This is a genomic window from Pseudomonas sp. FW300-N2A2, from assembly GCF_017351735.1.
Lineage (GTDB): Bacteria > Pseudomonadota > Gammaproteobacteria > Pseudomonadales > Pseudomonadaceae > Aquipseudomonas > Aquipseudomonas migulae.
In genome coordinates, this window is sequence record NZ_JACNDU010000016.1 from 1 (window position 1) to 26,642 (window position 26,642).

The 26,642-nt window shown below is 57.8% G+C and carries 27 protein-coding genes and 1 pseudogene; 11 read left to right on the top strand and 17 right to left on the bottom strand.

The window, feature by feature from the left end; genetic code table 11:
* Positions 1–494: 494 nt before the first annotated feature.
* Positions 495–620, bottom strand: a complete 126-nt coding sequence (locus J4E42_RS29510) for a hypothetical protein (protein WP_259331697.1) — start codon at positions 618–620, stop codon at positions 495–497.
* 175 nt (positions 621–795) lie between these two features.
* Between J4E42_RS29510 and J4E42_RS19045 the strand changes: the two genes are divergently transcribed.
* From J4E42_RS19045 to J4E42_RS19055, 3 genes are read left to right on the top strand one after another with little or no spacing between them, the layout of a single operon-like run.
* A complete protein-coding gene (locus J4E42_RS19045; protein ID WP_207285871.1) occupies positions 796–1,866 on the top strand; it encodes a sterol desaturase family protein in 1,071 nt (356 codons plus the stop codon).
* Positions 1,856–2,230 (top strand): nuclear transport factor 2 family protein, encoded by a 375-nt coding sequence (locus J4E42_RS19050; RefSeq protein WP_207285872.1) that lies wholly within the window; start codon positions 1,856–1,858, stop codon positions 2,228–2,230. The genes J4E42_RS19045 and J4E42_RS19050 overlap by 11 nt, the downstream gene beginning before the upstream one ends.
* 20 nt (positions 2,231–2,250) lie before the next feature.
* The gene (locus J4E42_RS19055; RefSeq protein ID WP_207285873.1) at positions 2,251–2,709 is read left to right on the top strand and encodes a GNAT family N-acetyltransferase; all 459 of its coding nucleotides are present in this window, start codon (positions 2,251–2,253) and stop codon (positions 2,707–2,709) included.
* Between the two features lie 4 nt (positions 2,710–2,713).
* Here J4E42_RS19055 and J4E42_RS19060 read toward each other — a convergent pair whose 3' ends face one another.
* Positions 2,714–4,150, bottom strand: coding sequence for a M15 family metallopeptidase (locus J4E42_RS19060; RefSeq protein WP_207285874.1), 1,437 nt, complete (start codon positions 4,148–4,150; stop codon positions 2,714–2,716).
* Positions 4,151–4,285: 135 nt separating this feature from the next.
* Here J4E42_RS19060 and J4E42_RS19065 point away from each other — a divergent pair, with 135 nt between their 5' ends.
* The 3 genes from J4E42_RS19065 to J4E42_RS19075 all read left to right on the top strand — a co-directional run bounded on the left by J4E42_RS19065 (position 4,286) and on the right by J4E42_RS19075 (position 10,063).
* Positions 4,286–7,108: an amino acid adenylation domain-containing protein gene (locus J4E42_RS19065; RefSeq protein ID WP_207285875.1), complete on the top strand. Its 2,823-nt coding sequence runs from the start codon at positions 4,286–4,288 to the stop codon at positions 7,106–7,108.
* 920 nt (positions 7,109–8,028) lie between these two features.
* The gene (locus tag J4E42_RS19070; protein ID WP_207285876.1) at positions 8,029–8,778 is read left to right on the top strand and encodes a tetratricopeptide repeat protein; all 750 of its coding nucleotides are present in this window, start codon (positions 8,029–8,031) and stop codon (positions 8,776–8,778) included.
* A 280-nt stretch (positions 8,779–9,058) separates the two neighbouring features.
* Positions 9,059–10,063, top strand: coding sequence for an acetoacetate decarboxylase (ADC) (locus J4E42_RS19075; RefSeq protein WP_207285877.1), 1,005 nt, complete (start codon positions 9,059–9,061; stop codon positions 10,061–10,063).
* A 53-nt stretch (positions 10,064–10,116) separates the two neighbouring features.
* On the opposite strand, the gene J4E42_RS19080 is transcribed toward J4E42_RS19075, so the two are convergent.
* Complete coding sequence (locus J4E42_RS19080) at positions 10,117–10,566, bottom strand: MerR family transcriptional regulator (protein ID WP_008029448.1); 450 nt, start codon at positions 10,564–10,566, stop codon at positions 10,117–10,119.
* A gap of 234 nt (positions 10,567–10,800) precedes the next feature.
* Between J4E42_RS19080 and J4E42_RS19085 the strand changes: the two genes are divergently transcribed.
* The gene (locus J4E42_RS19085) at positions 10,801–11,631 is read left to right on the top strand and encodes an alpha/beta fold hydrolase (protein ID WP_207285878.1); all 831 of its coding nucleotides are present in this window, start codon (positions 10,801–10,803) and stop codon (positions 11,629–11,631) included.
* 108 nt (positions 11,632–11,739) lie between these two features.
* On the opposite strand, the gene J4E42_RS19090 is transcribed toward J4E42_RS19085, so the two are convergent.
* The 6 genes and pseudogenes from J4E42_RS19090 to J4E42_RS29515 all read right to left on the bottom strand — a co-directional run.
* On the bottom strand, positions 11,740–11,865 hold the full coding sequence (locus J4E42_RS19090; RefSeq protein WP_207285957.1) for a helix-turn-helix domain-containing protein: 126 nt from the start codon (positions 11,863–11,865) through the stop codon (positions 11,740–11,742).
* Between the two features lie 134 nt (positions 11,866–11,999).
* The gene (locus J4E42_RS19095) at positions 12,000–13,196 is read right to left on the bottom strand and encodes an ABC transporter permease (protein ID WP_207285879.1); all 1,197 of its coding nucleotides are present in this window, start codon (positions 13,194–13,196) and stop codon (positions 12,000–12,002) included.
* Positions 13,196–14,407, bottom strand: coding sequence for an ABC transporter permease (locus J4E42_RS19100; RefSeq protein ID WP_207285880.1), 1,212 nt, complete (start codon positions 14,405–14,407; stop codon positions 13,196–13,198). Before J4E42_RS19100 ends, J4E42_RS19095 begins: the two co-directional genes overlap by 1 nt.
* Positions 14,407–15,093: an ABC transporter ATP-binding protein gene (locus J4E42_RS19105; protein WP_008033381.1), complete on the bottom strand. Its 687-nt coding sequence runs from the start codon at positions 15,091–15,093 to the stop codon at positions 14,407–14,409. The genes J4E42_RS19100 and J4E42_RS19105 overlap by 1 nt, the downstream gene beginning before the upstream one ends.
* On the bottom strand, positions 15,090–16,241 hold the full coding sequence (locus tag J4E42_RS19110) for an efflux RND transporter periplasmic adaptor subunit (RefSeq protein ID WP_207285881.1): 1,152 nt from the start codon (positions 16,239–16,241) through the stop codon (positions 15,090–15,092). The genes J4E42_RS19105 and J4E42_RS19110 overlap by 4 nt, the downstream gene beginning before the upstream one ends.
* 637 nt (positions 16,242–16,878) lie before the next feature.
* Positions 16,879–17,055, bottom strand: a pseudogene (locus J4E42_RS29515) (ubiquinol oxidase subunit II); the annotation flags it as partial.
* An 816-nt stretch (positions 17,056–17,871) separates the two neighbouring features.
* Here J4E42_RS29515 and J4E42_RS19120 point away from each other — a divergent pair.
* Both J4E42_RS19120 and J4E42_RS19125 read left to right on the top strand, forming a co-directional pair.
* On the top strand, positions 17,872–18,846 hold the full coding sequence (locus J4E42_RS19120) for a quinone oxidoreductase (protein WP_207285954.1): 975 nt from the start codon (positions 17,872–17,874) through the stop codon (positions 18,844–18,846).
* Positions 18,843–19,769 (top strand): LysR family transcriptional regulator, encoded by a 927-nt coding sequence (locus J4E42_RS19125; protein WP_207285882.1) that lies wholly within the window; start codon positions 18,843–18,845, stop codon positions 19,767–19,769. Before J4E42_RS19120 ends, J4E42_RS19125 begins: the two co-directional genes overlap by 4 nt.
* 115 nt (positions 19,770–19,884) lie before the next feature.
* On the opposite strand, the gene J4E42_RS19130 is transcribed toward J4E42_RS19125, so the two are convergent.
* Both J4E42_RS19130 and J4E42_RS19135 read right to left on the bottom strand, forming a co-directional pair.
* Positions 19,885–20,421 (bottom strand): DUF2867 domain-containing protein, encoded by a 537-nt coding sequence (locus tag J4E42_RS19130; protein ID WP_207285883.1) that lies wholly within the window; start codon positions 20,419–20,421, stop codon positions 19,885–19,887.
* Positions 20,422–20,444: 23 nt separating this feature from the next.
* Positions 20,445–21,095, bottom strand: a complete 651-nt coding sequence (locus J4E42_RS19135) for a DJ-1/PfpI family protein (protein ID WP_207285884.1) — start codon at positions 21,093–21,095, stop codon at positions 20,445–20,447.
* Positions 21,096–21,221: 126 nt separating this feature from the next.
* Here J4E42_RS19135 and J4E42_RS19140 point away from each other — a divergent pair, with 126 nt between their 5' ends.
* The gene (locus J4E42_RS19140; RefSeq protein WP_207285885.1) at positions 21,222–21,782 is read left to right on the top strand and encodes a TetR/AcrR family transcriptional regulator; all 561 of its coding nucleotides are present in this window, start codon (positions 21,222–21,224) and stop codon (positions 21,780–21,782) included.
* A gap of 108 nt (positions 21,783–21,890) precedes the next feature.
* Here the strand turns inward: J4E42_RS19140 and J4E42_RS19145 are convergent, their stop codons facing one another.
* The gene (locus J4E42_RS19145; RefSeq protein ID WP_207285886.1) at positions 21,891–23,024 is read right to left on the bottom strand and encodes an aminotransferase class V-fold PLP-dependent enzyme; all 1,134 of its coding nucleotides are present in this window, start codon (positions 23,022–23,024) and stop codon (positions 21,891–21,893) included.
* A gap of 267 nt (positions 23,025–23,291) precedes the next feature.
* Positions 23,292–23,744, bottom strand: coding sequence for a hypothetical protein (locus J4E42_RS19150; protein WP_008039739.1), 453 nt, complete (start codon positions 23,742–23,744; stop codon positions 23,292–23,294).
* A 367-nt stretch (positions 23,745–24,111) separates the two neighbouring features.
* Here J4E42_RS19150 and J4E42_RS29740 point away from each other — a divergent pair, with 367 nt between their 5' ends.
* Positions 24,112–24,312, top strand: coding sequence for a MerR family DNA-binding transcriptional regulator (locus tag J4E42_RS29740; RefSeq protein ID WP_207285887.1), 201 nt, complete (start codon positions 24,112–24,114; stop codon positions 24,310–24,312).
* Here J4E42_RS29740 and J4E42_RS19160 read toward each other — a convergent pair.
* The 4 genes from J4E42_RS19160 to J4E42_RS19175 all read right to left on the bottom strand — a co-directional run bounded on the left by J4E42_RS19160 (position 24,293) and on the right by J4E42_RS19175 (position 26,581).
* Positions 24,293–24,670 carry a c-type cytochrome gene (locus J4E42_RS19160; protein ID WP_081501768.1) on the bottom strand — a complete coding sequence of 126 codons (378 nt, stop codon included), beginning with the start codon at positions 24,668–24,670 and terminating at the stop codon, positions 24,293–24,295. The two genes, J4E42_RS29740 and J4E42_RS19160, sit on opposite strands and share 20 nt — an antisense overlap.
* Before the next feature lie 274 nt (positions 24,671–24,944).
* Positions 24,945–25,373: a hypothetical protein gene (locus J4E42_RS19165; RefSeq protein ID WP_008029431.1), complete on the bottom strand. Its 429-nt coding sequence runs from the start codon at positions 25,371–25,373 to the stop codon at positions 24,945–24,947.
* A 251-nt stretch (positions 25,374–25,624) separates the two neighbouring features.
* Entirely contained in the window at positions 25,625–25,996 is a 372-nt protein-coding gene (locus J4E42_RS19170) for a hypothetical protein (RefSeq protein ID WP_259331699.1), read from the bottom strand.
* 129 nt (positions 25,997–26,125) lie between these two features.
* Positions 26,126–26,581, bottom strand: a complete 456-nt coding sequence (locus tag J4E42_RS19175; protein WP_207285888.1) for a hypothetical protein — start codon at positions 26,579–26,581, stop codon at positions 26,126–26,128.
* Positions 26,582–26,642 lie beyond the last annotated feature (61 nt).

Genomic DNA, 26,642 nt, shown 5'->3' on the forward strand with positions numbered 1-26,642 from the left:
AACCTGTAGGAGCCGGCTTGCTGGCGATGGCGATTTCACGGACGCCATCGCCAGCAAGCCGGCTCCTACAAATCGCGAGGGTGTTGGAGATTTAGGGTTCACGCAAACCCTGTAGGAGCCCGGCTTGCCGGCGATGGCGATTTCACGGACGCCATCGCCAGCAAGCCCGGCTCCTACGGATCGCGGGATGTCAGGGATGGCGGGTTCACCCAAAACCTGTAGGAGCCGGCTTGCCGGCGATGGCGATTTCACGGATGCCATCGCCGGCAAGCCTGGCTCCTACAAATCGCGAGGGTGTTGGAGATTGAGGGTTCACGCAAAACCTGTAGGAGTCCGGCTTGCCGGCGATGGCGATTTCATGGGCGCCTTCGCCGGCAAGCCTGGCTTCTACGGATTCGGGGGTGTTGGGGATTGTAGGTTCACGCCACACCTGTAGGAGCCCGGCTTGCCGGCGATGGTGATTTCACGGACGCCTTCGCCGGCAAGCCTGGCTCCTACGGGTTGGGGTGCATACCCATCGATTTTTCCTGATCGAAAACCTGCAATTCATCGGCGATCCGGTCGAACAGCGCCCGGTCGGATGTATCGGACAGGTAGATCGTGGGGGTGGGTTCGGTCATGTTGGCCTCCGGAAAGTCCCGCGACTTTACGTCAGCCGCAAACCCTGTGGTGAGGAAGCAGATCCAATCTCTGAGTAGGGGGATGTGCAGAGGCTTGAACTCAATCTACACTTAAGAACCGTTCTCTGTTGCGGTTAAATTCCAATACCTTTTCTTTGAGGGAGGCAAGCTCCTGGTGGATGCCCTTGTGCTGCTTTTTAACGGCCTGACCGAGTGGGTGATCGAGCCCGTCACTCGCCAGTTCCTGGGCCTTTTCGATCTGAACGGGCGCATGGGTGTACTGTTTCTGTTCTCGTCTTACAGCATCGCTTACGCCCTGTTCCGGTTCAGGAAACATCGAGGTCTCACCGACGCGCAGTCGTTCGGGCAGTTCATCGGCGGGCGTCGGGTGTATTTCCATCGTTCGGCGTTGCTCGATTACCGCTACTACTTCGTGCGGGCGATTCTGAAAGTGGCGTTAGTGTTGCCGATTGTCGGTCTGGTGGACCCGCTTGTCCTGCGCTCCGGAGACTACATCGCCTTTTTCACCAACCTCTGGGGCGCGCGGGTGCAAGTGGAGCAGAATCTTTCACTGTCCTTGCTCTACGGGCTGGGCGTTTTCCTGGTGAAAGACTTCATGGCCTACTGGGCGCACCGCGCCTTTCATTCCCGATGGCTGTGGGCATTCCACAAGGTCCATCATTCGGCGCCGGTGCTGGTTCCAGCGACCGCCAGCCGGGTTCATTTCGTGGAAAAGATTGTCGAAAAGCTCTCGACGATCATCGGCATCGGCGCCTATGCCGGCGTCTTCTGGTACGCCTGCGGCGGCGAGATCAGCCGCTATACTTTGTTCGGCGTGACCTGGCTGGTGTTCATCCTCAACGGGCTGGTGGGAAACCTGCGTCACAGTCATGTCTGGCTGTCGTTCGGCCCGGTGTTCGAACATGTGCTGAACAGCCCGGCCCAGCACCAGATTCATCACAGCGACGCACCGCACCATTTCAACAAGAACTTCAGCATCAACCTGTCATTGTGGGACTGGATGTTTGGCACGCTCTACGTCACCACGTCGAAACCCGAAGCCCTGCGGTTCGGCACCGGTGATCAGGATTCTGAGCGTTACCTGACGGTTTACAGCCTGATCGTCACGCCGTTTGTGGACATTGCCCGCAAGATCCGTTCGACCAAACGACCTGATCGTTCGCGGGCGCCCTTGCGAACAATCCAGAATGCGTTAGCAGAAGTGGAGGTGAGACATGACAACTGATTCCGCGGAAAAAGAGTCTGTCAAAGAAGCCGTCAAACACTATGTCGAGGGTATGGTCTTCGCTGACGAAGCCTCGTTGCGAAAAGCATTTCATCCGTCTTGTCGCATCATCGGTCACTTCCAAAAAGCGCTTGAATGGCTGTCCCTTGATGAGTTTGTCGACGCGATCAAAACCGAAGGCCCGGCGGCAAAAGAGGTGAAGCCTTTTTGGGAAGTGATTGACCTGGACATAACAGGCGACGCCGCCGCCGTAAAAATCATCGATGATTATGCGGGGATGAGGTTTACCGATTACCTGTCGTTACTGAAGATCGATGATCGCTGGGTCATCATCAACAAGCGGTACTACTACCCTGAGACGTGAACCGCACGGAGACCATTGAGATGGATGTTCAGGTACATCGCGCCGACGCAACGCACATCGATCAAGTCGCCAGCCTCTTCGATGCCTATCGGGGGTTCTATGGCCAGCCCTCGAACCTGAATCAGTCCCGCCACTTTATCGCCGAGCGCATTGCCCGGGATGAATCCGTGATCTTCTTCGCCCGGGACGCCGACGGCGGAGCACTGGGTTTCGTCCAGTTGTTCCCGACTTTTTCGTCTATCGACGCGCATCGCACCTGGCTGCTCGGCGACCTGTTCACCGCGCCTGCCGCCCGAGGACGCGGGGTCGCAACGCGGCTGATGAACACCGCGCGCGACTTCGCGGTGTTGAGCGGCGCCAAAGGCCTGGTGCTGGAAACCGCCACGGACAATCACGGTGCGCAGCGGTTGTATGAAGCCTTGGGCTATGTGCGCGATACGGGTTACTACACGTATTGCCTGGATTTGAAGCAGGGCTGATCGATCACCGCGCCGGCAGGTTCCAGCGCTCGCGAACGTGCTCGTATTGCGCCTCGGGCATTTGCACCAGCAGGGGAGACTGCTGCGGATCGAGCCAGTCGAACAATCGGCTGATGTCCGCCTGATCCATGGCTGTGCAACCCGCCGTCGGCGATGTCGGGCTACGCCAGATGTGGAAAAAGATGCACGAGCCCGAGGCGGGGGACGCGGGTGTGTTGTGCTCGATGACAATGCCTTTTCGATAGCCTTCTTCGCTGCGCATGCGTTCTGAGCTGTTCCAGTCCTTGGGCATCGCGGCGCCGTCGACCAGGGTGTTGTAGTGTCCGGAATGGCTGTCGTCCACGCATTCGGTGGTCGCTGTCAGGGCGAGGTAGGGCAGTTTCGTGTCGGCGCTGGTCTCGTAACCGAACGCTGTTCCCAGCGTGAAAATCCCGGCCGGGGCTTTTCCATCGCCTTCGTGTTTGACGGGTTCTGCGCCTGGCCCAACGTTGTCCAACCCTTTGCCCCAGGCCATGCCGTTTTTGCCGACCACCACCGCAAACGCCTCGCCATATTTGCGGAAGGTGTTCCCGTCGCGTTCATAGCGCTGGGCGCTGCCTTGCAGGTCATCCCAGTTTTTTGTGGTGACCACAATCAGTTGATGGCTGGCGTCGAGTGCGGCATTGGCGTCGAGCGGCGTGATGGGGAAATCCATCACGTTGTTCGGTGCCTGTGCGCTGCCATAAGTGAAGTGCCACCATTCTTTCGAGTACCCGGAGAAACCCTCTTTTGCCATGGCGCTGCCGAGCCGCTGGCGATTGTCCTGCGCGGTCGCATTGATCGTCGGGTTGGCGGTATGCGCCCGCTCATCGAAGCAATCGAAGCCGGTGCCCATGTCGAGTGCGCCGTCATGCCAGCGCTGATCGTAGGGGGCGGTGCAATCGACCTGCGTGGCCGAGGGCGTCCAGGCGCTGGCGGGCAACGCCTTGGGCCCGGTGAGTGTCAGGTCCACGGTCGAGCCTCTGGAGTGATTCGACACCCGCGCCACATACCCCAGACGCCAGAAGTCCTGCTTGTCCACGCGCGGGTAGAACTCGGCCTTGCGAGGGTCGCCCGGTTCGGTGGCAAAGCGGCCCATATCGGCCACCGCCCGATTCGGTCGATAACAATCAAACACCTTCAAACCGTAGCCTTGCGCACGCAACGACGCTTGTACCCGGGCGAGCGCCCTGGCAGCGTCCAGCGTCAACAGGCATTCGGCGGCGGCATAACCGTCGAGTGGGTGACCGGTGAAGTTGTGGGGGCTGGCGTAGCGAATGTCTTGCTCGATGCTCGGATCAATCGCGCGCAGATAGACCATGTGCCCCGGCCGCGGCTCGGCACTGGACATGCCCGCCAGGACGCTGCCCAGCAACAGCAGCGATTGCAGCCAGGGGCGGGCGATGGTGCGAAGAGGGCGCATGCGATGTCTCCAGGATGCCGGGTACGCAATGAACGGGGGAAAGGTAGCAGACTGAGGTGAGGGGGACTAACCTCAGTCTGCATTTCCGGATCACGACGTTAACCTCGTACAGATCATGCGGAGCATAAATCCAAGATGCAGGATCATCGCCCAAATCCGACGCTTAATCTGGAGTATTGTGCCGATCGCCCGATATTCATGGACTTCTTGCAACAGGCACAGCGCTCGCCTGACGCCATTGCGGTCGTCTCTCACGACGCGACGTGCAGTTATCGTCAGCTTGAACAGATAAGCCATGGCATTGCGTCCTTCCTGAAGGTCAATGGCGCGACCGAATCCGACCGGGTGGTTATTGTTTCCAATCGCTGTGCGGGGTTGGTCTATGCAATGCTCGGCGCCTTGCGTGCCGGGTCGACGTTCACCGTTGCCGACGTTGCGTATCCACCTGCGCGCATCGGGCAAATCATCCGAATGCTAAAGCCTTCCTTTGTCCTGCTTTGCGGTGGGGCCACCGTCGATCTCGATTCCGAACACCTGGAGGCCGGGCGTCCGGCTCCACGGATCGTCAGCATTGCGGAAAACCCCGCCGATTCATTGCGTGAGTTCGCCTTTCACCAACATGCCTTGCCGCAAGTCGACCCTGCGCAGCCGGCCTATATCACCTTCACTTCGGGCAGCACTGGCGAACCGAAGGGCATCGTGGCCACTCATGCGCCGTTGGTGCATTTCATTGAGTGGCATACCCAGCGCCATTCCTTGTCAAAAGACGATTGCTTTTCGCTGCTGTCCGGGCTGGGGCATGACCCTGTGTACCGGGATGTATTTACCCCGCTGTCGATTGGCGCAAAAGTTATCGTTCCCGCACAGTCGACCGTCATAGACCCTGTGGCATTGGCGGCGTGGATACAAAAAAATGCCATTTCGATTATTCATCTGACGCCGCCGTTGGGAAGGCTGATAGGAACCGGCGCAACACTTCAGGGTGCAAGATTCAACGCGCTTCGATACTTGTTCTGGGGTGGCGATGCATTAGGCATTTCGCTGTTCGAGCAAATGTGCGTGATCGCCCCCAATGCCGTCAGTGTCAATTTTTACGGTACGACGGAAACGCCTCAGGCAATGGCGTACCACCACGTCGACCCTGAAGCCGACAATTCCAGGATTCCACTGGGTAGAGGCATTAAAAACGCGCAATTGCTGGTCGTGAATGACACCCGTCAATTGGTGCATGAAGGTGAGGTCGGAGAAATCCTGATACGCAGCCCTTACTTGGCGCAGGGTTACTGGGAGGACATCGCGCAAACCCGGGAAAAGTTTGTGGTGAATCCGTTTACCAATGTCGAGAACGACATTTGTTATAGAACCGGCGACCTTGGGACTTATCTTTCAGATGGCAGAGTCAGCTTTCTGGGGCGGGGCGATAGTCAGGTCAAGATTCGCGGACATCGCATTGAGCTGGCTGAAATCGAAGGCGCACTTTCGAAACATCCGCTGATCAAGCAGTGCGTTGTGCTTGCCGTCAATGACAACGCGCAGGTCAGGCTGGTGGCCTATTGCGTTTCAATCAACGCTGTTTCAACGGGTGAACTGCGTGAGCACCTCAACACTCGGCTCCCGGAATACATGGTGCCGGCGTTGTTCGTCTTTCTGGATGCGATTCCACTGACGCCGAACGGAAAGATCGATAGGCGGGCGCTGCCGCGGATAGCCGCCAACACAGAGGCGGCGTCCAACCATTCCGATCGGGATCTATCGCCGCTTGCGTTAAAACTGACGCAGGCTTGGGCCGAAATACTCCAGGTCCCGCGCATCGACGCAAACCTGACGTTTGTCGAACTGGGTGGGGATTCGCTGTCGTTCGTTCAGGCCTCAATGGTGCTTGAAGAATTGATCGGCCATCTGCCCGATCAATGGGAAATGACACCGGTACATGAACTGTGTGGGCTGGCCGGTAAAACCAGCAGTTCAAAGTTGTCCATCAGGGCAATGGAAGTCCCTGTCCTTTTACGTGTTATCTCGATAATCCTGATTGTCATTGGGCATCTTCATCTGTTCTCGACCTGGTCAGTGGTCGGGGAGACGACGGTATTGTTTCTGATCTCGGGTATCAGTCTGGCGAGGTTCCAGTTTCAAGCCATCAATGAACGCGGCAATGTGCGTACGCTGGTCAGGTCAGTGGTCTTTATTGCGGTGCCGACCATCCTTTACACACTTTTGAATCAGATACTGTTCGACCAGGTTCATTGGCAAACGATGTTGCTGATCTCCAACTGGTTTCCACCGACGATGATGGGCGGCTTTGCCTACTGGTATGTTGAAGTGCTCCTGCAGATGATTGTCATCATCGGGTTTGTTCTGTCGTTCGAGCGCGTCAGGAACATCATTGTTGCGAACCCGTTTCGCTGCCTTGTTCTGGCGGCATGTGCATTGGCCGTGGCCGACATTGTGATCAGTGCGTTTCTGTTTGACGCGTCACCGCTCTATAACCGCGTGCCACAGCATTATCTTGCAGTCATGGTGCTTGGAATGGCCGTTCACTACGCTCATTCAAGTGCCCAGAAGTGGATCGTCAGTGCGGTTGCTGTGGTTGTGATGGGTGGGGAGGATCTTCTGGCAATCTTCGGGACGGGGGCGCAGGAAGTTGCGAAGGATTATGTTGATATCGCCATCCCTGCAGTTCTCTCTCTGATTTGGGTCAAGTCAATTCCGGTGCCAGGTCTCATCGCCCGGGGGCTTGCGCTAGTTGCATCGTCAACGCTGTTTATTTATCTGACGCATTTTCAATTTCAGTCCCTGGCTCGGCATATTGTTGACCTGCCTGGGGTCGCGGTGGTCTTTGCCGTCGTAGGTGGCATCGGGGTCGCGTATGGGTGGAACAAAGTTGTTCGATTCGTTTTGGTGCGCTGGAGTGGCGCAGGCAAGAAGAGCGGTTCGGATACGGTTGAGCGTGTGGCTTGATGGTGAGCTTTGTCTAATGGATGGGGGGCGAAGCGGCCTACCGGCGTCTGCACACGTTCCCCCTGTAGGAGCCGGCTTGCTGCGGGTGGCGTTCCGACGATGGCGTCCTTTCAGGCGACAGATGTGTCGATTGACCCACCGCTATCGTCGGAACGCCGCCCGCAGCAAGCCGGCTCCTACAGTTGATTGGTGTCATGTCTAAGTAGCCTGCCCGCTTGAGCCTCGCTGTGGCTCGGCATGCCCTCGAGGGGCGCTCAGATCAAAAGCTGAAGGCGAGCTAACGCTCGACCTGATGAGTGGTGGAAATCAAAAGCATACGCGAATCCCTGTAGGAGCCGGCTTGCCGGCGAAAAGCGTCTGGACGACGCGTTCATTCAGACACCCCGCGTTATCGTTGACGTCCATCGCCGGCAAGCCGGCTCCTACAAGGGATTGGTGTCATGTCTAAATAGCCTGTCCGCTTGAGCCTCGCTGTGGCTCGGCATGCCCTCGAGGGGGCGCTCAGATCAAAAGCTGAAGGCGAGCTAACGCTCTACCTGATGAGTGGTGAAAATCAAAAGCACACGCGAATCCCTGTAGGAGCCGGCTTGCTGGCGATAGCGTCCGTTCAGCCAATACATGCGTTGACTGACACATCGCCATCGCCAGCAAGCCGGCTCCTACAGTTGATTGGTGTAGCCAGTCCGTTTTAGGTGCCGCCCCGGCCATGGATCGGTGCGCAGCTCAAGGTCGATATCACCAGCGCTTTTAAGTTGCATCAACCCTCACGCTTAGTGAAGGGGTGGCAAAAAAAACACGGGTTACGCTGGTCGTTGCAGCGGGAACTTCAGGCTGCCGGGCAGGTCAGTTGGAGCCCTGTATCGAGTGCTGTGGTCGGTTGTACGATCGTGCCACGAGAGATCAATCGAGTTCGCCCACTGATGCCAACCAAACGTTTTCTGACAGGTTTCATCCTGGCGTTATGCGCCAGCGCGTCGCTTTATTCGGTGGCTGCTGAGCGAAGAGCGACAGCGCAAAGCAACAGCGCATCAACCACCTTGATCGAAACGGCTTCGCGGCAGTATGAAAATGGCCAGTTGGACCAGGCTGCTGCCACGCTGGAGCGAGCCCTGCATATCCAGCCGAACAATCCCGCGACGCTGCATTACCTCGGTGTGTTGCGTCTTCAGCAGGGGCAGTACCAGCAGGCTGAAAACTTGGCGATGCGCTCTAACATTCGGGTGGGTCGTAACGTCGAGTTACGTAACCGCAACTTGCAATTGATACAGGCTGCGCAGCAGGCCCAGGCTTCCGGTATCCCACCCAGTGCCAACGCAGACAGGGGCGCCGTACTGAACAAGCCGGAAGTGGAAACCCAAAGGCGCAGCGAAGAAGAAATCAGCATTGCTGAACAACCCGCTCAGAATGCTGGGCGCGACGCTGGCAGCTTCGCTCGCGCAGAGGCAGTTCCGGTATTGGGCAGGCCGGGACCCGAAGGAAACATGCAAATGGCTTCCACCGAGCCTGCGGGTACAAACGATGCGGTCGAGATTCCCCGCGGCCATTGGCCGCCGCCGGGCAAATGCCGAATCTGGTTCCCGGATCGCCCGCCGGGGCATCAGCCCGCACCCGGTAAATGCAAGAAGCTGCGACATCGGGTTCCGCCAGGGGCCTATTTGGTCCGCGGTTGAGCTTCTGGGCGTCTGTATATGGACTCATCAGGTTGAGGACAGGCGGGTGAGCCATTCACTCCATTTGCCATCACCGCTGAAGGGCCAAAACCCTCAATCGCGAATCGCTGAATCCTGGTCGATGGCACGTTGAAAACGCTGCTGCGAACAAACTGAAAATCTGCCTTTCCAGCGCTTGACCTTAAAGTTCAGTTTAACGTTAAGGTGATTTCAAGCTGGCCTCAGAAGCCGGCCCTGGCCGACGCCATCAAGCAGATGCAATCACCTGGAGAGAGACAGATTGAAACTCGCAAGCGCCGTTTTAACAGGATTGCTGTTCAACACGTTCGCCAACCATGCGTTGGCGGGAATGCCTGAAATGCCCAGCCCGACCGACACAGCCATGATCGATATCGCCGGTCACCAGGTGCCCGTCGTCAAGGGCGGTTTGTACGATCGCTTTCGCTCCAACCCTCCTTTGTCGGTGATTGCAGCAGAAGTACCGGGCGTTGATTTGAGCTGGTTCAAAGGGTTGGAGAAGAACAAGGTCGACATAGGCTTTGAATCGTTCTCGCCAAACTTTTACTACCAGAACAGTCGCGTAACGGCTGTTTATACGGCAGATCTGGACAAGCTCCGGGCACTGATGCCACCCGAAGTTCTGGCAACCGCCCAGCCTCTGCAAATCTGGCCTGGTCGAGGTCTGATTGCGTTTACCGCGTACACCTATGAGCACTGCGATAACGACGCCTATAACGAAGTCGCGGTGTCGATCATCACCAACAAACCGGGCAAAGCCAATCTGGGGCCGTTCACGCTGGTTGGCCAGTCGATGTCTGGAGACTTCTGGGGTTATGTACTCAAGTTGCCGGTCAATACAGAGCTTGCGAGGGTTCGTGGTGTCGTCGGTTACAACCTGCCGAAATGGCTGACGGGGATTGACCGCAAAGAAGATGCCCAATCGGTGGTCTATGACATTACCGATAGCGAGACCGGCAAAGTGGACGTGTCCTTCAAAGCGCAGAAGCTCGACGACCTGTCCAGTGACGTCGATATCGTCACCAGCAGTTTCACCAATCTCGATCACCAGGGCCGGTTAGCCTATGGATATGCTGTTTCCCGCCAGCTCAGCCATGGCTCCAGCAGAAACGAGGATTCGGCAACTCTCACGCTGGGCGACGGCAGCCTGTCGAACTACATCCGCTCCTTGAAGCTGGGGAAAATGATGAAGTACGAATACGTGCCGGCGTTCCAAAGTGCGCTCTACGCGCCGAAGCCGTTAGCGGTACTGGCGGACACGCACTAACTAAACCCGCCGGCAAAAATCTGTCAGGCCTCAAAAGCCTGACAGGTGACGCCTTACTTGGACGATGCGGTATCACGGCCGCGCGGTGCTGCCGCCACACCTTCCTCGCGCAGGCGATGCAATAACAACTGCGTGTTGTCCACGCAACCCATGCCTTCCGGCTTGCTTTCAATGCCCTCGATAACCAGAAGAAGTTGCGCTTTATTCTGGGCCAGCCGTTGCTGCAGGACTTCGATTTCCTCAACCTTGCGTTTGAGCCCGCTGAGCAACTCTTCATGCTGCCAACCGTTCGCATTCATCGGCAGCAATTGTCGGATTTCTTCCAATGAAAAACCCGCCGCCTGAGCGCCCGTGATGATCTCCAGAACCCACTCCGTGTCCGGTGCGTAGTCCCGATACCCATTGGCTTTGCGCACGACAGATTTAATCAGGCCGCTCGCTTCGTAGAAACGAATACGTGAAGGCGCCAATCCGCTGATTTTCGCCAGTTCGCCTATTCTCATATTCCCCCCAGAAAACCATTGACCTTAAAGTTGACTTTAAACCTAAAGTGATTTGGTGGCCAAGCGGCGCGGATGTCATGCGTTGCTCAAACGCCATGGAATGCAGGGATAGGCGAAAGCCGGACCAGGACCCGTCTCAGAACCGCCTATGGGGTGGGCTGCACTTGTTCAACAAGGGGCACGATCAGTACACGATTCTGGTCATGGCCTCCATTTCATTCGGGAGATGCGAACATGGGTTATGTCACTACGCAGGACGGTGTTGAGATCTTTTATAAAGACTGGGGACCACGCGATGCCCCAGTGGTCTTTTTCCATCACGGATGGCCGCTCAGCGCGGACGACTGGGATGCGCAAATGCTTTTTTTCCTGGCGAACGGCTACCGGGTGGTTGCACACGACCGACGCGGTCATGGGCGATCCAGCCAGGTCTGGGACGGGCACGACATGGATCACTATGCTGATGACGTCGCGGCCGTAGTCGACCATCTTGGCGTGCAGGGCGCAGCCCATGTGGGGCACTCCACCGGCGGTGGTGAAGTCATTCATTACATTGCTCGCCACGGCGAAGACCGAGTGTCCAAGGCCGCCATCATCAGCGCCGTGCCTCCGCTGATGGTGCAGACCCCGGCTAATCCAGGTGGCTTGCCGAAGTCGGTTTTCGATGACTTGCAGGCCCAGCTCAAAGCCAACCGTGCACAGTTCTACCACGACGTTCCAGCGGGACCTTTCTACGGTTACAACCGCCCGGGCGCCAAACCGTCTGAGGGCATCATCCTGAACTGGTGGCGCCAAGGCATGATGGGCTGTGCAAAGGCACATTACGACGGGATCGTAGCCTTTTCCCAGACCGACTTTACCGACGATCTGAAGAGCATCAAGATCCCCGTGCTGGTGATGCATGGTGATGATGATCAGATCGTGCCTTATGAAAACTCCGGGCTCTTGTCAGCCAGACTCTTGCAGAACAGCACGCTGAAAACCTACTCGGGCTACCCACACGGAATGCCTACAACGAACGCCGATACGATCAACGCCGATTTGCTCGCTTTCCTGCGAGGTTAGGCAATCGGGGGGAGGGCGGGTGAAAATCCTGCCCTTATGGCTAGCGCTGAAAGCAACTGGCGCGAAGAAGCGAACCACAAGGCAAACCAATAGGAAATGTCGCTCAGGTTAACTAAAGCCCCGCCAGTCGGGGCCAAAGTTCAACAGACGGACGATCTCGCGCTGGCTCATGTCGTGCAGTTGGCCGATCTGGATCGTGACGCGCTCTTCAACGCTGAGGTCGTGATAAAACATGGCAACACCCAACCGAAGCGGTCAGGTGTTGCACTCAGTTTTTGCCGCTGCCAACCAATTAAAATCACCGGCCCAGCGCCGGCGTTATCGTCACGCAGCGTACAGCTAGCCCGTCAGGCTCATTGGCCTGGCCGCTATTCACTGCGCAGAGCCGCCACCGGATGCAGGCGGGCCGCCCGCAGTGCCGGAGCCATGCCGGCGAGAATGCCGAGCACCGCCGCCAGCAGCAGCGCCAGCAGCAGAAACAGCGGCTGCAGCGCCAAGGGCAGGCTCGGCATGGCCAGATGCAGTAGTCCGAGCAGGAGGCCCATCAACAGCAGACCAAGCAGACCACCGGCCAGGGACAGCAGTGTCGCTTCGGCGAGAAACAGCCCGAGCACCTGCCGCGGACTGGCACCAATCGCCCGCAACAGGCCGATTTCCGCCGTGCGCTCGCCCACAGTGGTCGTCATGATGGTGAGAATGCCGACGGCGCCGACCAACAGGGAAATGCCCCCCAAGGCACCGATGGCCAGGCTCAGGGTGCCGAGAACGCGGTTGAAGCTGCGCAGCATGTCGTCCTGGGTGCTCAGACTGAAGTCTTCCACGCCGTGTCGTTCGCCGAGCACCTGGCGAATCTGCCGACTCAACGCCCGCGAAGTGGTGCCGGCGCCGAACACCACATGGACTTTGACCACCCCGGTGCGGTTGAACAGGCTTTCGGCCCAATCCACCGGGATGTAGGCGATATCGTCGAGGTTGAAACCGAGCAATTGGCCCTTTTCCGCCATCACGCCTATCACCCGGAAACGCACGCCCCCGACGCGGATCAGCTCGCCCAGCGGATTGCGTTCACCGAACAGCTCGACACGCAACTGATGGCCGAGCACCACATAGGGAGGCGAACGACCGTCACGGGCCACGGGCAGGAACTCGCCCAGGCTCAGTTGCATGCGCCAGGCCTGCGCCAGCTGATGGCCGCCACCGAGAATGTCGCTGCGCCGGCTCAGTTGACCGAACTGGATATCCCCGCTGCCCTGAATGATCGGCACCGCCGCCTCGACATGCGGCAAGCGCCGCAGGGCGTCGGTATCACTGATAGTCAGTGGCCGTACGCTGCCGAGCAGACCGCCGAGGCCGCTGGTCTGGGTCTTGCCCGGGCGCACGGTGATGATCCGCGTACCAAACTGCGAGAAGTTCTCCAGCACATAGCCGCGCACGCCTTCGCCTATGGCCGTGAGCAGCGCCACGGCAGCTATCCCGATCGCTACCCCGAGCAGGGTCAGCAGGCTGCGCAAGGGGCGACAGGTCAGCGCCGAGCTGGTCAGCCGGAAACCATCTTGCCAGCGCATCAGTGCGCTCCCGGCGGGCGTAGCGCCGCCACCGGCTCCAGCGCCGAGGCCCGAGCGGCCGGCAGCCAGGCGAACAGCAGCGCCGTGCCGAGTGCCAGCAGCACTGCGCTAGCCCGCGCCCACCAGGGTGCATAGAGCGGCAGATCGAACGCCAGGCGCCCCAGCCAGAGCAAGGTTTCGGCCAGAAGTAGCCCCGCCAGCGCCCCCGTCAGTGCGAGCAACGCCGCCTCGCCGAGGAACAGCAGGCGCAGCTGCGCCGCCGTCACACCTATGGCTTTGAGCAGGCCGATCTCGGCGCTGCGCTGGCTCACCGCAATCCAGGTCACGTTCATGATCAGGATGCCTGCCACCAGCAGGCTGATCGCGGCAATCCCGGCGACCGCCAGGGTCAGCACCCCGAGTATGTCGTCGAAGGCGCTGAGCAGGCTGTCCTGGCTGATCAGGGTGATGTCTTCCTTACCCTCGTGGCGCTCCTTGAGCGCGGCGAGTATCAGCCGCTTGCTACGGTCGAGAAAGCTCGGACCACGCACCTCGACAAACACCCGCAACAACCCCTCGCGATTGAACAAGGCCTGGGCACTGGCCACCGGGATGATCAACATCTCGGCGAAATCCATCCCCAGGGATTCGCCCCGCTCACCGAGGATGCCGACCACCCGGAAGCGCCGGTCGCCGGCGCGCAGCCATTCACCCAGGGCCGGGCGCGCACCGAATAGCTCGCGCCGGAGTTTGCCGCCGATCACGCAGACGGCCTCGGCCTGCTCAGGGTCCAGCGCCGGCAGGGGTTGGCCCTGGACGACCGTCAGTTGGCGAATGGCGAAGAAGTCCCGGGTGGTGCCCAGGGTCAGCACCTCACGATTGCGGTTGCCGACTATCACCTCCATCTGCCCGGCCTGCAGCGGCGCGACCCGGCGGATGCCCGGCAACTGGGTGATGGCCTGGACGTCCTGCAAGGTCAATTCGTGCGGCGTCAGGCCGGTGAGCGGCGGCATGCGCCCCGTGGTTTCCTTGCGGCCCGGGAAAACGATCAGGATGTCGCGCCCGAGCAGCGAGAACTCGTTCAGGACGAAGGCCTGTGCCCCCGCGCCGAGACCGGTGAGCAGATTGACCGCAACCACTCCGATAGAGATGGCCAGCAGCAGCATCAAGCTACGCGAGCGATGCCCACGCAAGGCGCCGAGCCAGAAGCCCAGGGCATCGGCAGCGCGCATCAGGTCAGCGCCCGCTGCGGCGCAGCAGTGTGGATCCGCCCGTCACGCATGTGTAATTGGCGCTGCGCGCGGGCGCCCAGGCTGGCGTCGTGGGTCACCACTATCAGGGTCAGGCCCTCGCCGTTGAGCTCCTCCAGCAGGCTGAAGACCTCGGCGCCGGCCTGGCTATCGAGATTGCCGGTGGGCTCGTCGGCCAACAACAGCGCCGGTTGCATGACCATCGCCCGGGCGATGGCGACGCGCTGGCGCTGACCACCGGACAGCTCGGCAGGGCGGTGGGCAATGCGCTCGCCCAGCCCCAGGCGCGCCACCAATTGGCTGCTGCGCTTGTGCCGTTGCGCCGCGCCGATGCCAGCGAGGACCATCGGCAGCTCGATGTTTTCCAGCACCGTCAGCCGTGCGATCAGGTGGTAGGACTGGAACACGAAACCTATCAGTTGGCTGCGCAATTGGGCGCGCCGCGCCTCGCTCAGCGTCGCCGTGGCCTCGCCCTGCAGCCAGTATTCGCCGGCGCTCGGCGCATCGAGCAAACCGAGGATGTTCAGCAGGGTCGACTTGCCCGAGCCCGACGGGCCCATCACCGCCATGTAGTCACCGGCGGCGATGTCCAGATCCAGGCCGTCCAGCCCCATCACCTGCTGCTCGCCCAACTGGAAACTGCGGCTACCGCCGCGCAGACGGATCATTGCTCAGTCTCCGCCGCATCCACCGGGATCACCGCCACGTTGTCCTTGAGCCCTTCCTGCTCGAGGCTGGCGACTATACGCGCGTCCTCGTCCAGCCCTGCGAGCACCTCGGTCCAGCGCCAGTTGCTCAACCCGGTTTGCACCTCCACCTCGCGTAACACCCGGGTGGTCGGGTCATATCGCAGCACGTGCTGCCCCTCCAGCAGGGTCTCGGTGGGGATGCGCAAAGCACGTGCGCGCTGCTCCAAGAGGATCTCGACATCGGCGCTATAGCCGGTGAGCAGGACCAGATCGGCCGGCGGCTGGTCGAAGCGCACCTCGACATCGACGGTGCGCGCCTGCTTCTCCAGTTCACGCACATAGGGCGCGATGCGGCTGACGCGGCCGGCGAAATGCTGGCCACGGAAGGCATCCAGGCTGATCCGCACGGCGGTTCCGGGGCGAACCCGGGCAGCGTCCACCTCATCGATCGGCGCCTCGACATACAGGCAGCTGTCGTCGATCAGGTCGATCGCCGGCGGCGTGGGAATACCCGGCGGCGAAGGGGTGACGAACTCGCCGAGTTCGCCGTTGATTTCTGCGACTATGCCGGCGAATGGCGCACGCAGGGTCGTCTGCTCCAGCAGTGAACGCTGCAACTGCAGGCTGGCGTCGGCCTCGCGGATCAGCACGGCAGTGGCACTGCACATCAGCTTCGCCAGGTGAGCCTTGGTCTCGGCCTGATCGAGGCGATCGGCGGCAATCAACTTGCGGTCGGCCAGAAGGCCCAGGCGATCTAGGTCGCGCCGGTCCAGATTAGCCTGCTGGCAGCGCTGTTCGCGGGCGTTGCGTTGGGCCTCCAGCCGCGCCTCGGCCTCCTGCAGCCGGGCCTGTTGCTCGTCCTGTCGCAGGCGCATGAGCACCTGACCCGGCTGAACCCGCTGGCCCTCGCCGATCAGCAACTCGGCAACCTGGCCGCCGACATTGAAGGACAGATGCGAGCGTCGACAGGACTTCAGCGTACCCGCGCGAGTGTTGGCCACCAGCGTCTCCACCGGCCCCCGCTCAACCTCTAGCAGCCTGACCGGCAACGGCTGTGGTCGACTCAACCAGCCGCCAAGCACCATCAGACAGGCCAGCATCGACGAGCCAATCAATAATTTGCGCATGGACTGCACCTCCTCCCACATGGCTTGAGCCTAGGTCAGGAAGGTAAAAGCTCAACGCGAAGCGCCATTTATCCGACGATTTTCAGACGAGCGTCATAAAAATGGCGAATGAGATTTATTTCTCTCGCAACTGCTATCCCCCAGCCATGCCAACTCACTAAAACTCCTTGCCGCGGCGACGCTACGACGTCGAAATATCCCCGGAAACTGTGCCACGCTTTGCTCATACCCGAATGTCTTCAAGCAGCCCAGGCTGTCGGTCAGCATTGGCTCAAATTGGCCGATAGCTGCGTGTTGGACTCAAGGTCTCAAACTAGTGACGCAGGTCTAGGTAGACCGGGTAGGCGCGACTGGTTTTCGTGCTCGAAGAAAAGCCCCCACACTCGGCTCAAGTGTGGGGGCTTTCTGGTTGAGCGGAGGGGGATTTTCTCACTTCGGTTCGGGTCGTTACGGGTAACACTGTGGTTCAGTCCGGAGGGCGATCGGCCTCATCCACCGTCAGAGCGTTCCGAGGGGCAACTCCATCGCCACGAAAGTGCTCAACGCCAACATAATCAGCAACGCTATAAACATTAGGCTCAAATGAGCGACCTGCTTATAACGGGGTATCGGCCTATTCGTGATTCGAGCAATTGATTTAACAGTGGAAGACATCACCAATCCTCACTTTTGCGCAGAACACCCAATAGTTCCTGAAGGTGTACATCAGAATCACCGGCAGGATGAACAGCGTGCCAATCAAGGCGAACAGCTAACTGGTGGCCGGTGATGTCGCCGCCCACAGGCTGACGGATGGCGGGATGATGTCCGGCCAGCAAGGTCAGCAAGGCATCCGGCGCGGCCTTGGGGGCGGCCGGCGGGTTAGTAGATGCCGAAGGGGCCGTCGGTGGTGGCGGACCGAAATCATCCAGCGGCATGGCGTTGGCGGTGGTCAGGGTAAGGCGCATCGGACAGCGCAGCCTTGACCCGAGCAGCAAGGCGACGGAGCGGCATGGTGGTGTCGCGCGTTTCATTTTTCACCCCTCCTGTCATGCCGAATCTGCCAAGCCCTGTCGTCTGCATGATGTCCGGGACGACAGCTATTGCGGGTACGAGGGGGCGGTGCAACTAATGAGCCATTTCAATAGAGCGAAAAAAGTTCAACTTAATTAATAAACTGCTTCCGGGCGTTTCGAGTTAGAGAAAAGGTGAGTGGGGAATAATCCTCAAATCAGGTGGTAAACGCCCGGTTGCGTGGGTGTAATTCCCCATTTATGGAGATCGTAGCGACCCTGTTTCACCGACCGCTTCTGGCCGATTTCTGCCTGTCCCCACAGTCACCTTTGAGTCGATCCAAATCATACAGCCGCCAATCATGCGCCCCGTGGGGAAACCGGGGCCAGACCACCATTATCCTAAATATGGTCTGACCACGTTTTTCCGAAGCAGACGCTCTGCAATGACCTTTGGCGTCTCTACAACCGCTACACCCCCCCATCGATCTACGCGAAAAGCGCATGGTGTTATCGATTTTATTGCTGCAATCTGTGCATTAATGATCTGCAATAAACCAGTCTTGTTCATCGCTGGGGCAGTTCTCACACTAGAGGCATCAATGTGAAGGCAGCTTCTGGATGAAGAGGAAATGACCATGGTATCTGCGATCCGGTTTAACCAGTTTGGCAATCCTGTAGTACTGAACCTGGAGACCCTGAGCGAACAATTGCCAGGGCAAGGCGACGTTTGGCTTGAGCAAGAAGCGATTGGTGTCAATTTTCTCGACGTAACCCAACGTAAGGGCGCAGTGCCCATCGCGTTGCCATCTGGACTCGGGTTGGAAGGCTCCGGGCGTGTCGCCGCTGTGGGTGCCGGTGTCAGCAATGTGCAAGTTGGGGATCGCGTCGCTTATGCGACCGGGCCTATTGGTTCGTATGCTTCGGCCCGCCTTTATCCGGCGGCGCGACTGGTCAAAATTCCGGATGCCCTGTCGTTTGATGATGCCGCAGCCGTCATGTTCAAGGGCCTCACAGCACAGTACCTTTTGAAGACCACCTATCCCGTAGGGCATGGCACAACCATCCTTCTCTATGGTGTGGCTGGAGGACTGGGGGAAATTATGGTGCCGTGGGCAAAGCATTTAGGTGCGACCGTAATCGGCGTAGTTTCAAAGTCGGCCAGTGTCGAAAAAGCCAAGGCGTTGGGCTGTGATGAAGTCTTGGTGTTTGACGCTGACAGCCTGGCATCGGACGTCGCTCGTATCACCGAGGGTAGAAAGGTCGACGTGGTCTATGACCCCATAGGGCGAGCTTCCTTCCAGGCGTCATTGGATAGTCTGCGGCCACGGGGTTTGATGGTCTCGTTTGGAGCTTCATCCGGTGCACCGTCTGCCGTGGAGCTATCAACACTCAATTCCAAAGGCTCGCTGTACCTGACGCGTCCTTCGTTGGCAGCCCATACGGCAAGTGCCGCTGAGTACCAGGAACGAGCAAAGGATGTCTTGGCCGCCATAGCTGCGGGTATTATCAAACCCCGGATCTGGGCGAGCTATTCATTGGCTGACGCAGCATTGGCGCATGCCGACCTGGAGTCGGGGCGTTCATCCGGGGCGATCATTCTAAAACCATGAATCTTGATGTTCTGAATAATCAATACAGTGACGAAATCGCTGCGTTTCTGGCCGTTGCCTCGCAAGGCTCATTTGTCGCGGCTGGTCGGCTATTGCAGCGACACCCTACGGTCGTCTCGAAACGACTCGCCTCAATGGAAAAGCGCCTTGGTGTTCGGCTGGTGGAGCGTTCAACCCGGCAGGTTCGAATTACTGAAGTAGGTGCCAAGCTGGAGCAGCGTCTTCGCTCCGCCATCGAACTGATGAATGAAGCGCAGCAGCAAGCAGCGGAGGGGGCCAGCGAAATTCGAGGAACTTTGCGGCTTGCGCTGCCCGCAGCCATGGGACGGCGTTGGCTTGGCCCGATGCTGCCGGAATTTCTCAAGGCTTACCCTCACGTCTCAATCCTTGCAGACTATAGCGAGCGGCTGGTCGATATCATTGATGAAGGTTTTGACGCTGCCATCCGAATTGGAGAGTTGGAAGACAACAGGTTGATCGCCAGGAAACTGAGCGATCATCGCCGCATATTGTGTGCGTCGCCTGTTTACATCAGAGAGCATGGCATGCCTGAAACGCCTCAGGATCTGGTCAAGCACAATTGCCTTCGCTTCAGCGGCCTTGCGTCTTTTCCTCAGTGGCGACTTCATCGAGGTAATGAGCTTCAGACGGTTTCACCCAAAGGAAACCTGACGGCCAATGATAGCGAGTCGTTACTTGCGGCGGCCCGAGCGGATGCGGGAATACTGGGCGCCGGTGACTGGTTGATGAGTAGTGATATTGCAGCCGGAAAACTGCTGCATGTTCTTCCTGACTGGCAATTGGATACCGCTGGTGGAGTCTACTTGGTCAGGCCATCGGCCAAATTTCCCAGCGCCGTGGTCGTCGCCTTCAAACAATGGATCGAGTCAAAGTTCATCCCAGTGCCCCCCTGGGCCATTTGACTGGCTGATCTTCAATTCTCCCTTAATAAGTGGAGGCCCCTTGTTCAAAGGTGTCGTTCTTTCTATAGCGTCGTCCTGCCTTTTTGCCACCCTGTACTACTACGCGACCTTGCTCTCAGCCTTCGGAGCCGGTAGCCAGAGGCCAACCGATGCGCGCTGCACGGAGGAGGCTGGCCTTAACAACCAAGCGGTGAAACGGGGCAATAACGAATATGTAGGCCCGGCCTAGACGATTGTGGCAATGGACCACGGTTGAAAAAACGAGTTGGCGACTGCCTTCTGGCTCTGCCTCTCCAGAACACAGGATCGATATCCGGAAGTCGAGGTGCTTATCGTCCTCTCCCAACACGATTTCAGTCTGGTTCGAGCTGTAGACCTTGAAGATTTGAATCCGATCAGCAAGCGTTGCCAAATGTCTGGCTGTCTTGATACCAAAACAGGCAACGATAGTGTCTCGGACTTTCATGAGCCATCCGATCCAGGATGGCTGGTGGGAAAGGATAAATCGAGCCAGCGCATCTGGATTGCTGGAGGTGCCCGCCGGGAGCCGAATCGCAAAAGCGTCCGCCAGGTTCATCGACTCGTAAAGGTGGGTGATGCCGGACCTCGAGGGTACTGGCACGGACAAAATGAGTTCAAATTCTCGGGGCATCGGGGATCTCTCCTGAGTTCCAACTACCAATTAGATGACATGCCATGTCGCGTTTCTTGTTGCGATGGTTTGTCGTATAACGCTCCTTGTCGGATGCTGAGCCCGATCAACGCATCATAGAGCTCTTGCTGCCCAGCTGGCAAAACAGGGAGCAACGTTGCACGGCGCTTGCCGACATCGAACCAGGATTCAACCAGCCATCCCACCAGATAGAGCGCCGAAAGGCATCCGCCAGCAGTTGCAACGTTCCCCTGGCAAACAAGTGGCTGGTCCACGGGTTCAAGTCCCAGAGCTTGCAAGCTCGATCGTGCATCCGGATGTGTAGTTGCTTGGCCGCTGAGCAGCCCAAGCCGTTCGAGAATGAACGCTCCGGCGCATATCGAACCGATTCGCTGGCGTCTGGAGTCAAGTTCAAACGACGGCAGGAAATCCGGGGCGGCAAGTGCAGCGGGTATCCCTTCCTTGCCGCTGACGAACAATACCGCGTCGGCACTATTGGCCTCGGAAAGCGGGCCGTGCACCGAAACAGGCAGGCCATGCGCCGATCGCACGATAGCGCTGGATCCCAATATCCGGACGTTCCAGTCCTCAGTGTTGCGACCCAAAATGTCCCACATCAGGAACAGGTCGATATCAGTGAATTGGTCGAAAGCAACCAGAACGATTTTCTTCAAGGCGAGCTCCATGAAAAGTGCTAGCGTGCAAAACGCGACGGCTATCTTTGCTGGTGTTCGCAGCGTATCAATCGGTTGCGCGCCATACACAGTCTGTATGGCGCTAAAAATGGAGCGAAATAACGGGTGGGAAAATTAACTCGCAACCATTGGATCGCGGCTGGTTTTGAGGCCCTCGACCAAATAGGACATAGTGGTGTTTCGGCCGAGAGTCTATCGCGCCGATTGAATGTGACCCGCGGATCGTTCTATCACCATTTCCGTAATCGCGAAGACTTTGTCCGCACCTTGCTGGCCGCTTGGGAAGAAGACTACACGGAGCGCATGCTCACTTATGCGGCGCAGGGTCGTAGCGCGGGCGAAATCCTGAAACGCTACTTGAGTATTGCCGCTGAGAAACAACCTGGGCGGGAAGTTTCCATCCGCGCCTGGTCGCTGCACGATCCGTTGGTAGGCGAGTTTCAGCAGCGTGTTGACACAAGACGACTGGACTTCGCGATACGCACGTGCCGCCGCGTGGTCCCTATGCCAGGCGAAGCAGAAGTGATTGGAAGGGTGGCCCATCTGTGCCTGATTGGTGGTCAACAGGCAGGGCTGCGGCGTGATGCCGCTCGCTTCAACAGTTTTCTGAGTCGAGCCTTTTCACTTTTCGAAGGGGTTCTTCCACCGTGGCACACGCGTCAGTAAGACGCGTGCACGGGCTTTCCCTTGTGGTTCTGACATGACGTCCGGACGACCCGCGTCATATTCGAAGATCAGCGCCGTGGGCCGGCAGTGCCCAGGCAAGATGCCGGCTTAGTTCTCCATCACCTCATCCAGTGCCTGCTCAAGAGTGCTGACCGTGCGCTCGATATTTTGCAGCTTCTCGAGTCCGAACAGACCGATGCGGAAGGTCTGGAAGTCGGCCGGCTCGTCGCATTGCAACGGCACTCCGGCGGCGATCTGTAGGCCGTGGCTGGCAAATTTCTTGCCGTTCTTGATGTCGGCATCATCGGTATAGCTCACCACGACGCCAGGGGCCTGAAAGCCGGCTGCGGCCACGCTTTTGATGCCTTTGCCGGTCAACATGGCGCGCACCCGATCGCCCAGCGCCTGTTGTTCGTCGCGGACCTTGTCGAAACCGTAGGCTTGCGTCTCTTTCATCACATCGTTGAATCGCGCGAGGGAATCGCTGGGCATGGTCGCATGGTAGGCATGTCCGCCCTGTTCGTAGGCCTGCATGATCTGAAGCCACTTTTTCAGGTCGCAGGCGAAGCTGCTGCTCTGCGTCTGCTCGATGCGTTCGAGGGCCAAGGAACTGAACATCACCAGGGCGCAGCAAGGGGAGGCGCTCCAGCCTTTCTGCGGTGCGCTGATCAGCAGGTCGACGGCGCATTTGTGCATATCAACCCAAATCGTGCCTGAGGCGATGCAGTCCAGCACGAACAGGCCACCCACCGCATGCACGGCATCGCCGACGGCCCGCAGGTAGTCGTCGGGCAGGATAATCCCTGATGAGGTTTCAACGTGAGGGGCGAAGACAATCTGCGGCTTCTGCGCCTCAATGGCTGCCAGCACTTCGTCCAGAGGAGGTGGGGCGTAGGCCGCCTGGCGACCCGTGTCGACCGGTCGGGCTTTCAGCACCGTGGTGGCCGCCGGGATGTTGCCCATCTCAAGGATCTGGCTCCAGCGATAACTGAACCAGCCGTTGCGTATTACCAGGCATTGCTGGCCGGTGGCAAACTGTCGCGCCACCGCTTCCATGCCGAATGTGCCGCTGCCCGGGACCACCGCAATAGCCTGGGCGTTGTAGACCTGTTTCAGGGTCTTGGAAATGTTCTTCATCACGCCTTGAAATGACTGCGACATGTGGTTGAGCGAGCGGTCGGTGTAGACCACTGAGTACTCGACCAGTCCCTCAGGATCGATACTGGGATATAGCTTTGACATGGAGTGACTCCTTTGGCAGAGATGTCCGTGGTATCGACCCTGCCTTAAGCCTTGGCAAATGACAAGATTGCTCGGGATGGAATTGCGACTTCTGTTGAGCGGCTGGCATCGTCAGGTCGATAACGACCAGTTACGAAGGGCAGCAGCCGACCCATTGCTGCCCTTCATGCAGGGCAGCAATGGGTCATCAGTTGAAAAAGTCGGATTTTCAGCCCGCCAGAACTCAGGCATGACTTCCACGAGTAGCGTGAGAACGATCAACCTCAATCAAAACTGCTTTGATGCGCTGGCAATGCGCTGGTACTTACGCAGCTGTCGGTTAATGTTGCGGATATCCAGAAAAAATATCTCTGCGCTACGCCAGAGCAGCATCCACGCGGTGACGGTAACGACTCCCACGGGGATGGTGCCTTCAATGCCCAGAGCCGTGCCTGCCAGCACCAAGGCTAGTGCCAAGCCCAGGAGTGTCAGCGCTACCAGCCGGTGGGTGCGAATATCCCCTCTGAGTTGTTCGCTCTTTTCCGCAAAGGTATTGCTGATGGCTTGCTGCAGGCGTTCTCGCTCATCTTCCGGGCAGCGAATGTGCAGACACAGTTCGGAGTGGTACCAGGCGCTATCTGACAGGTAGTCCACCAGCTCGGGGCTTAGCTTGGGGTTGTCCGGCGAGGCAAACGGATTGAGGTAATCGTGGGTAATCGTCAGATCGATTTTTTTTGTCATAACGAACCTTCACCTGATTGAGCTGTGGACTGAGATTTTAGTGTTCGAGGTAAAGCTAGTCGCAAGACAGCTGCTCTGCCTGATCGGCAGTTGCACGCGCTGTTGCAAGAGCGGATTTATCCGCGATGCGTTGGCTGAATGTGCGCCGCGACCGTCTGCATCAGCGCTGATTGTTATCACTCTCTCCGTGAGTGACATCAGTCAGCGGGCGGCGCATGCGCGGATAAGGGCTAGAGGCAGCTTTTGGCCGCTTTCTGCCTGTCGCGGTGTCGCTGACCGACTCTGCATGAACACCGTGAGCACCAGGACAGCATCCGGCCACAGCCAGTAAACTGCGGGCCGGAGCTGGATCGGGGAGGAGCGTCATATGTGCATAGGTGAACTTGCCAGGTTGTCGGGGTGCACTCCCAAAGCCATTCGTTTGTATGAGCAACTGGGCCTGCTGGGCCCTCAGCGCCACGGCAGTTACGGGTTGCCCCAAGGGACAGAGTCAAGCGCTGGCGTCATGTCAATCGAAGGTGAAGGCACAGGACCAGGCACTTCAAAGGTCATTGGTTTTGTGAAATAACACCACCCATGTATTGATTTAAATCGCGAAAATCCTTAACGCTCCATGAGTGCGGCGATAGCTTTACTCCATTCTCACGCAAGGTTCTTGGAATTAAGTCGCCATTTGGGCGAAGTATTATCGAAGATACAATCACGCCCGGATAATCATTTAATCGTTTTTTGAAAGCGGACGTTGTTAGATCAGGTGTAGGCGGATTGCTTTTATTGGCCAGCGGTCCTGTTGCCTTGAGATCCATTCCGTGGCACATGCTGCATCGCTGTAGATAGAGATTTTTTCCATTAGCATTATCCGCGAAGGATAGTGATGTTTGAGTCAGCGATAAAATTCCTAGCGAAGCGATGAATAATATTTTCATTGTTTTTATCTTCCTTGATGGGATCGGCGTCGATTGGACGCGATTTGGAGCGCGGGAAAGATATCAGCCATCGCGTCGGCACACAGTCATTTCTGCATTTCTGATGCCCATTAAACCAACACGTTTTCCCGGCGCATCCCGGTGACCATTCTTGGCCGATTTCTTCCTGTCACGATGGGCAGAAATCGACCCATTACGGACGCTGACCAACGACTAAGCTAAGGGGCGGCGGCGCGCCGTCCCAGCGAATGAAATGAGCGATTTCAGCGCCTTGTTAGGCGTAGCTGATATACGGCTCACCGAATACATCCTTGAATCTAAAAATATCTTTACCCACTATAAATATCCGAAATCTTGGGTCATTTTGTGCTTGATATGCAGGTATGTCATTGCGCACAAATCGGATTCCAAGGTTAGAAAGCTTAGATTCCATTGCTTCTGCCAAGTTGTTGTCTTTGTAAAAGCCTACGATGTGCCAATGCTCCATTTTCATAATGTGGTCATAGAAGAATTTACAAGCGACTTCTTCGGATGTCGAACTAAATATTGGGGGGTGATCTACCCCGCGCTCCGTATAAAAAACTGACCAAAAACCATTTGTATTGCATAGGCAATACACGTCACTTCCATTGCTGTTGATTGCGAAGTTTTGAGTGCTGCAGCCTTCGGCAATTAACTTTTCATGCGTTTCGAAGGTGTCCATGGCTATGCCTGACTATAAGTAGACGACACAAGTGGCATAATATTTTCCGCCGTTTGTGTCTGATAACGTTCCTTGTCCATGCGTAACTCCTTGTTCGGCTTGAGTGTCGCGCCAAAAACGCAATATGAGGTGAGGAGGTAAAGCGACATGACTTGGGCGCACATTACTGGCGCATTAGCAGCGTGTCCATGGTCTGTTTTTTGGCCGAATGCAGCCAATTGCAACTGCAGCTTTCGACCAATCGCGCACGCTCAATCTCGATTCTCAGACTCTCCTGATGCCACTGTCAGGATCGCCCCATATGCTTCTTCCTCAGGGACATAGGAAACAAATTTGTCACTGGCATCCTTTTGCACCCAAAGGCGTCCACAGTTCTGGCATTCGTAGGCAGTCGACATTCGGTGATTGTAGATGCTGGATATCCGGCCTTGCAGTTCGTCAGTAGCGCTGATCCAGGGTGCGAACTTGCCAAATGCCTCAGCTATCGCAGCCTTGTCCCCGGACTCCGCAGCCTCTACCAGAGGTTTCAGCTCACAGTGCACCTCATCCCAAAATTCATTTTCTACCTCGTCGCGAAGCAGGCTCGCCTTATAGGGTAAGCTGTCGGTCTGATCGGTAATCACATGGCCACACTTGTGCAACCCAGTTTGCTCATTTGCGGTTCATCACCCTGGCGTTCGATCATTTCGTTAAATGGCGGACAACTCTTTGGCAAAACTTTCGACTTGGGCAGGAGTAATTCACTCAGCCCTTCAGGCTTTCATTAGCCTGTAAAATTCCTCCAGCGCCTCGCGAAATTCCGCCAGGGAAAAACTGATCGGGCGATTCTCGGCGTCCCATCGAGTGGTAATACCGACTTCCAGGCCGCTGGACACGCTCAACCCAAAACGGCGCCAGTGCAGAGTCTCTCCGTCAATCACCTGTTCGGTCATCAGCACAAAGCAATCGAAGTCCATGTCATCGCCGCAGACCAGCAGCGGAACCGGCGTCGATGTGCCGTCTTCTGCAGGCGCGAAACGCCGTTGGGCAAGCGCGTCTTCTTCCTCGTCCAGCAACCACATCAATGAAAGACCGTACAGGTCGAGATCGGGATATTCGAGCTGACTGTTTAGCCACTCCTCAATAGGTACATCGTTGATAAACAGCCAGGCACAGGCGCTACGGCTACATTTCGCTTGATGGTAAGCGGCATGGATACGGTGATACATAGGAAGTCCATTCAACGATAGAGGGCCAAGGGATCATTCGGTGGGCAATCGCTCGAGTCCG

Coding starts and splice junctions, on each gene's coding strand:
- J4E42_RS19080 (WP_008029448.1), bottom strand. CDS start 10,566: ATGAGAATAGGCGAACTGGCGAAAATCAGCGGATTGGCGCCTTCACGT.
- J4E42_RS19085 (WP_207285878.1), top strand. CDS start 10,801: ATGGGTTATGTCACTACGCAGGACGGTGTTGAGATCTTTTATAAAGAC.
- J4E42_RS19120 (WP_207285954.1), top strand. CDS start 17,872: ATGGTATCTGCGATCCGGTTTAACCAGTTTGGCAATCCTGTAGTACTG.
- J4E42_RS19055 (WP_207285873.1), top strand. CDS start 2,251: ATGGATGTTCAGGTACATCGCGCCGACGCAACGCACATCGATCAAGTC.
- J4E42_RS29510 (WP_259331697.1), bottom strand. CDS start 620: ATGACCGAACCCACCCCCACGATCTACCTGTCCGATACATCCGACCGG.
- J4E42_RS19110 (WP_207285881.1), bottom strand. CDS start 16,241: ATGCGCAAATTATTGATTGGCTCGTCGATGCTGGCCTGTCTGATGGTG.
- J4E42_RS19100 (WP_207285880.1), bottom strand. CDS start 14,407: ATGCGCGCTGCCGATGCCCTGGGCTTCTGGCTCGGCGCCTTGCGTGGG.
- J4E42_RS19095 (WP_207285879.1), bottom strand. CDS start 13,196: ATGCGCTGGCAAGATGGTTTCCGGCTGACCAGCTCGGCGCTGACCTGT.
- J4E42_RS29740 (WP_207285887.1), top strand. CDS start 24,112: ATGTGCATAGGTGAACTTGCCAGGTTGTCGGGGTGCACTCCCAAAGCC.
- J4E42_RS19130 (WP_207285883.1), bottom strand. CDS start 20,421: ATGCCCCGAGAATTTGAACTCATTTTGTCCGTGCCAGTACCCTCGAGG.
- J4E42_RS19145 (WP_207285886.1), bottom strand. CDS start 23,024: ATGTCAAAGCTATATCCCAGTATCGATCCTGAGGGACTGGTCGAGTAC.
- J4E42_RS19060 (WP_207285874.1), bottom strand. CDS start 4,150: ATGCGCCCTCTTCGCACCATCGCCCGCCCCTGGCTGCAATCGCTGCTG.
- J4E42_RS19050 (WP_207285872.1), top strand. CDS start 1,856: ATGACAACTGATTCCGCGGAAAAAGAGTCTGTCAAAGAAGCCGTCAAA.
- J4E42_RS19125 (WP_207285882.1), top strand. CDS start 18,843: ATGAATCTTGATGTTCTGAATAATCAATACAGTGACGAAATCGCTGCG.
- J4E42_RS19105 (WP_008033381.1), bottom strand. CDS start 15,093: ATGATCCGTCTGCGCGGCGGTAGCCGCAGTTTCCAGTTGGGCGAGCAG.
- J4E42_RS19160 (WP_081501768.1), bottom strand. CDS start 24,670: ATGAAAATATTATTCATCGCTTCGCTAGGAATTTTATCGCTGACTCAA.
- J4E42_RS19175 (WP_207285888.1), bottom strand. CDS start 26,581: ATGTATCACCGTATCCATGCCGCTTACCATCAAGCGAAATGTAGCCGT.
- J4E42_RS19070 (WP_207285876.1), top strand. CDS start 8,029: ATGCCAACCAAACGTTTTCTGACAGGTTTCATCCTGGCGTTATGCGCC.
- J4E42_RS19065 (WP_207285875.1), top strand. CDS start 4,286: ATGCAGGATCATCGCCCAAATCCGACGCTTAATCTGGAGTATTGTGCC.
- J4E42_RS19150 (WP_008039739.1), bottom strand. CDS start 23,744: ATGACAAAAAAAATCGATCTGACGATTACCCACGATTACCTCAATCCG.
- J4E42_RS19165 (WP_008029431.1), bottom strand. CDS start 25,373: ATGGACACCTTCGAAACGCATGAAAAGTTAATTGCCGAAGGCTGCAGC.
- J4E42_RS19090 (WP_207285957.1), bottom strand. CDS start 11,865: ATGTTTTATCACGACCTCAGCGTTGAAGAGCGCGTCACGATCCAGATC.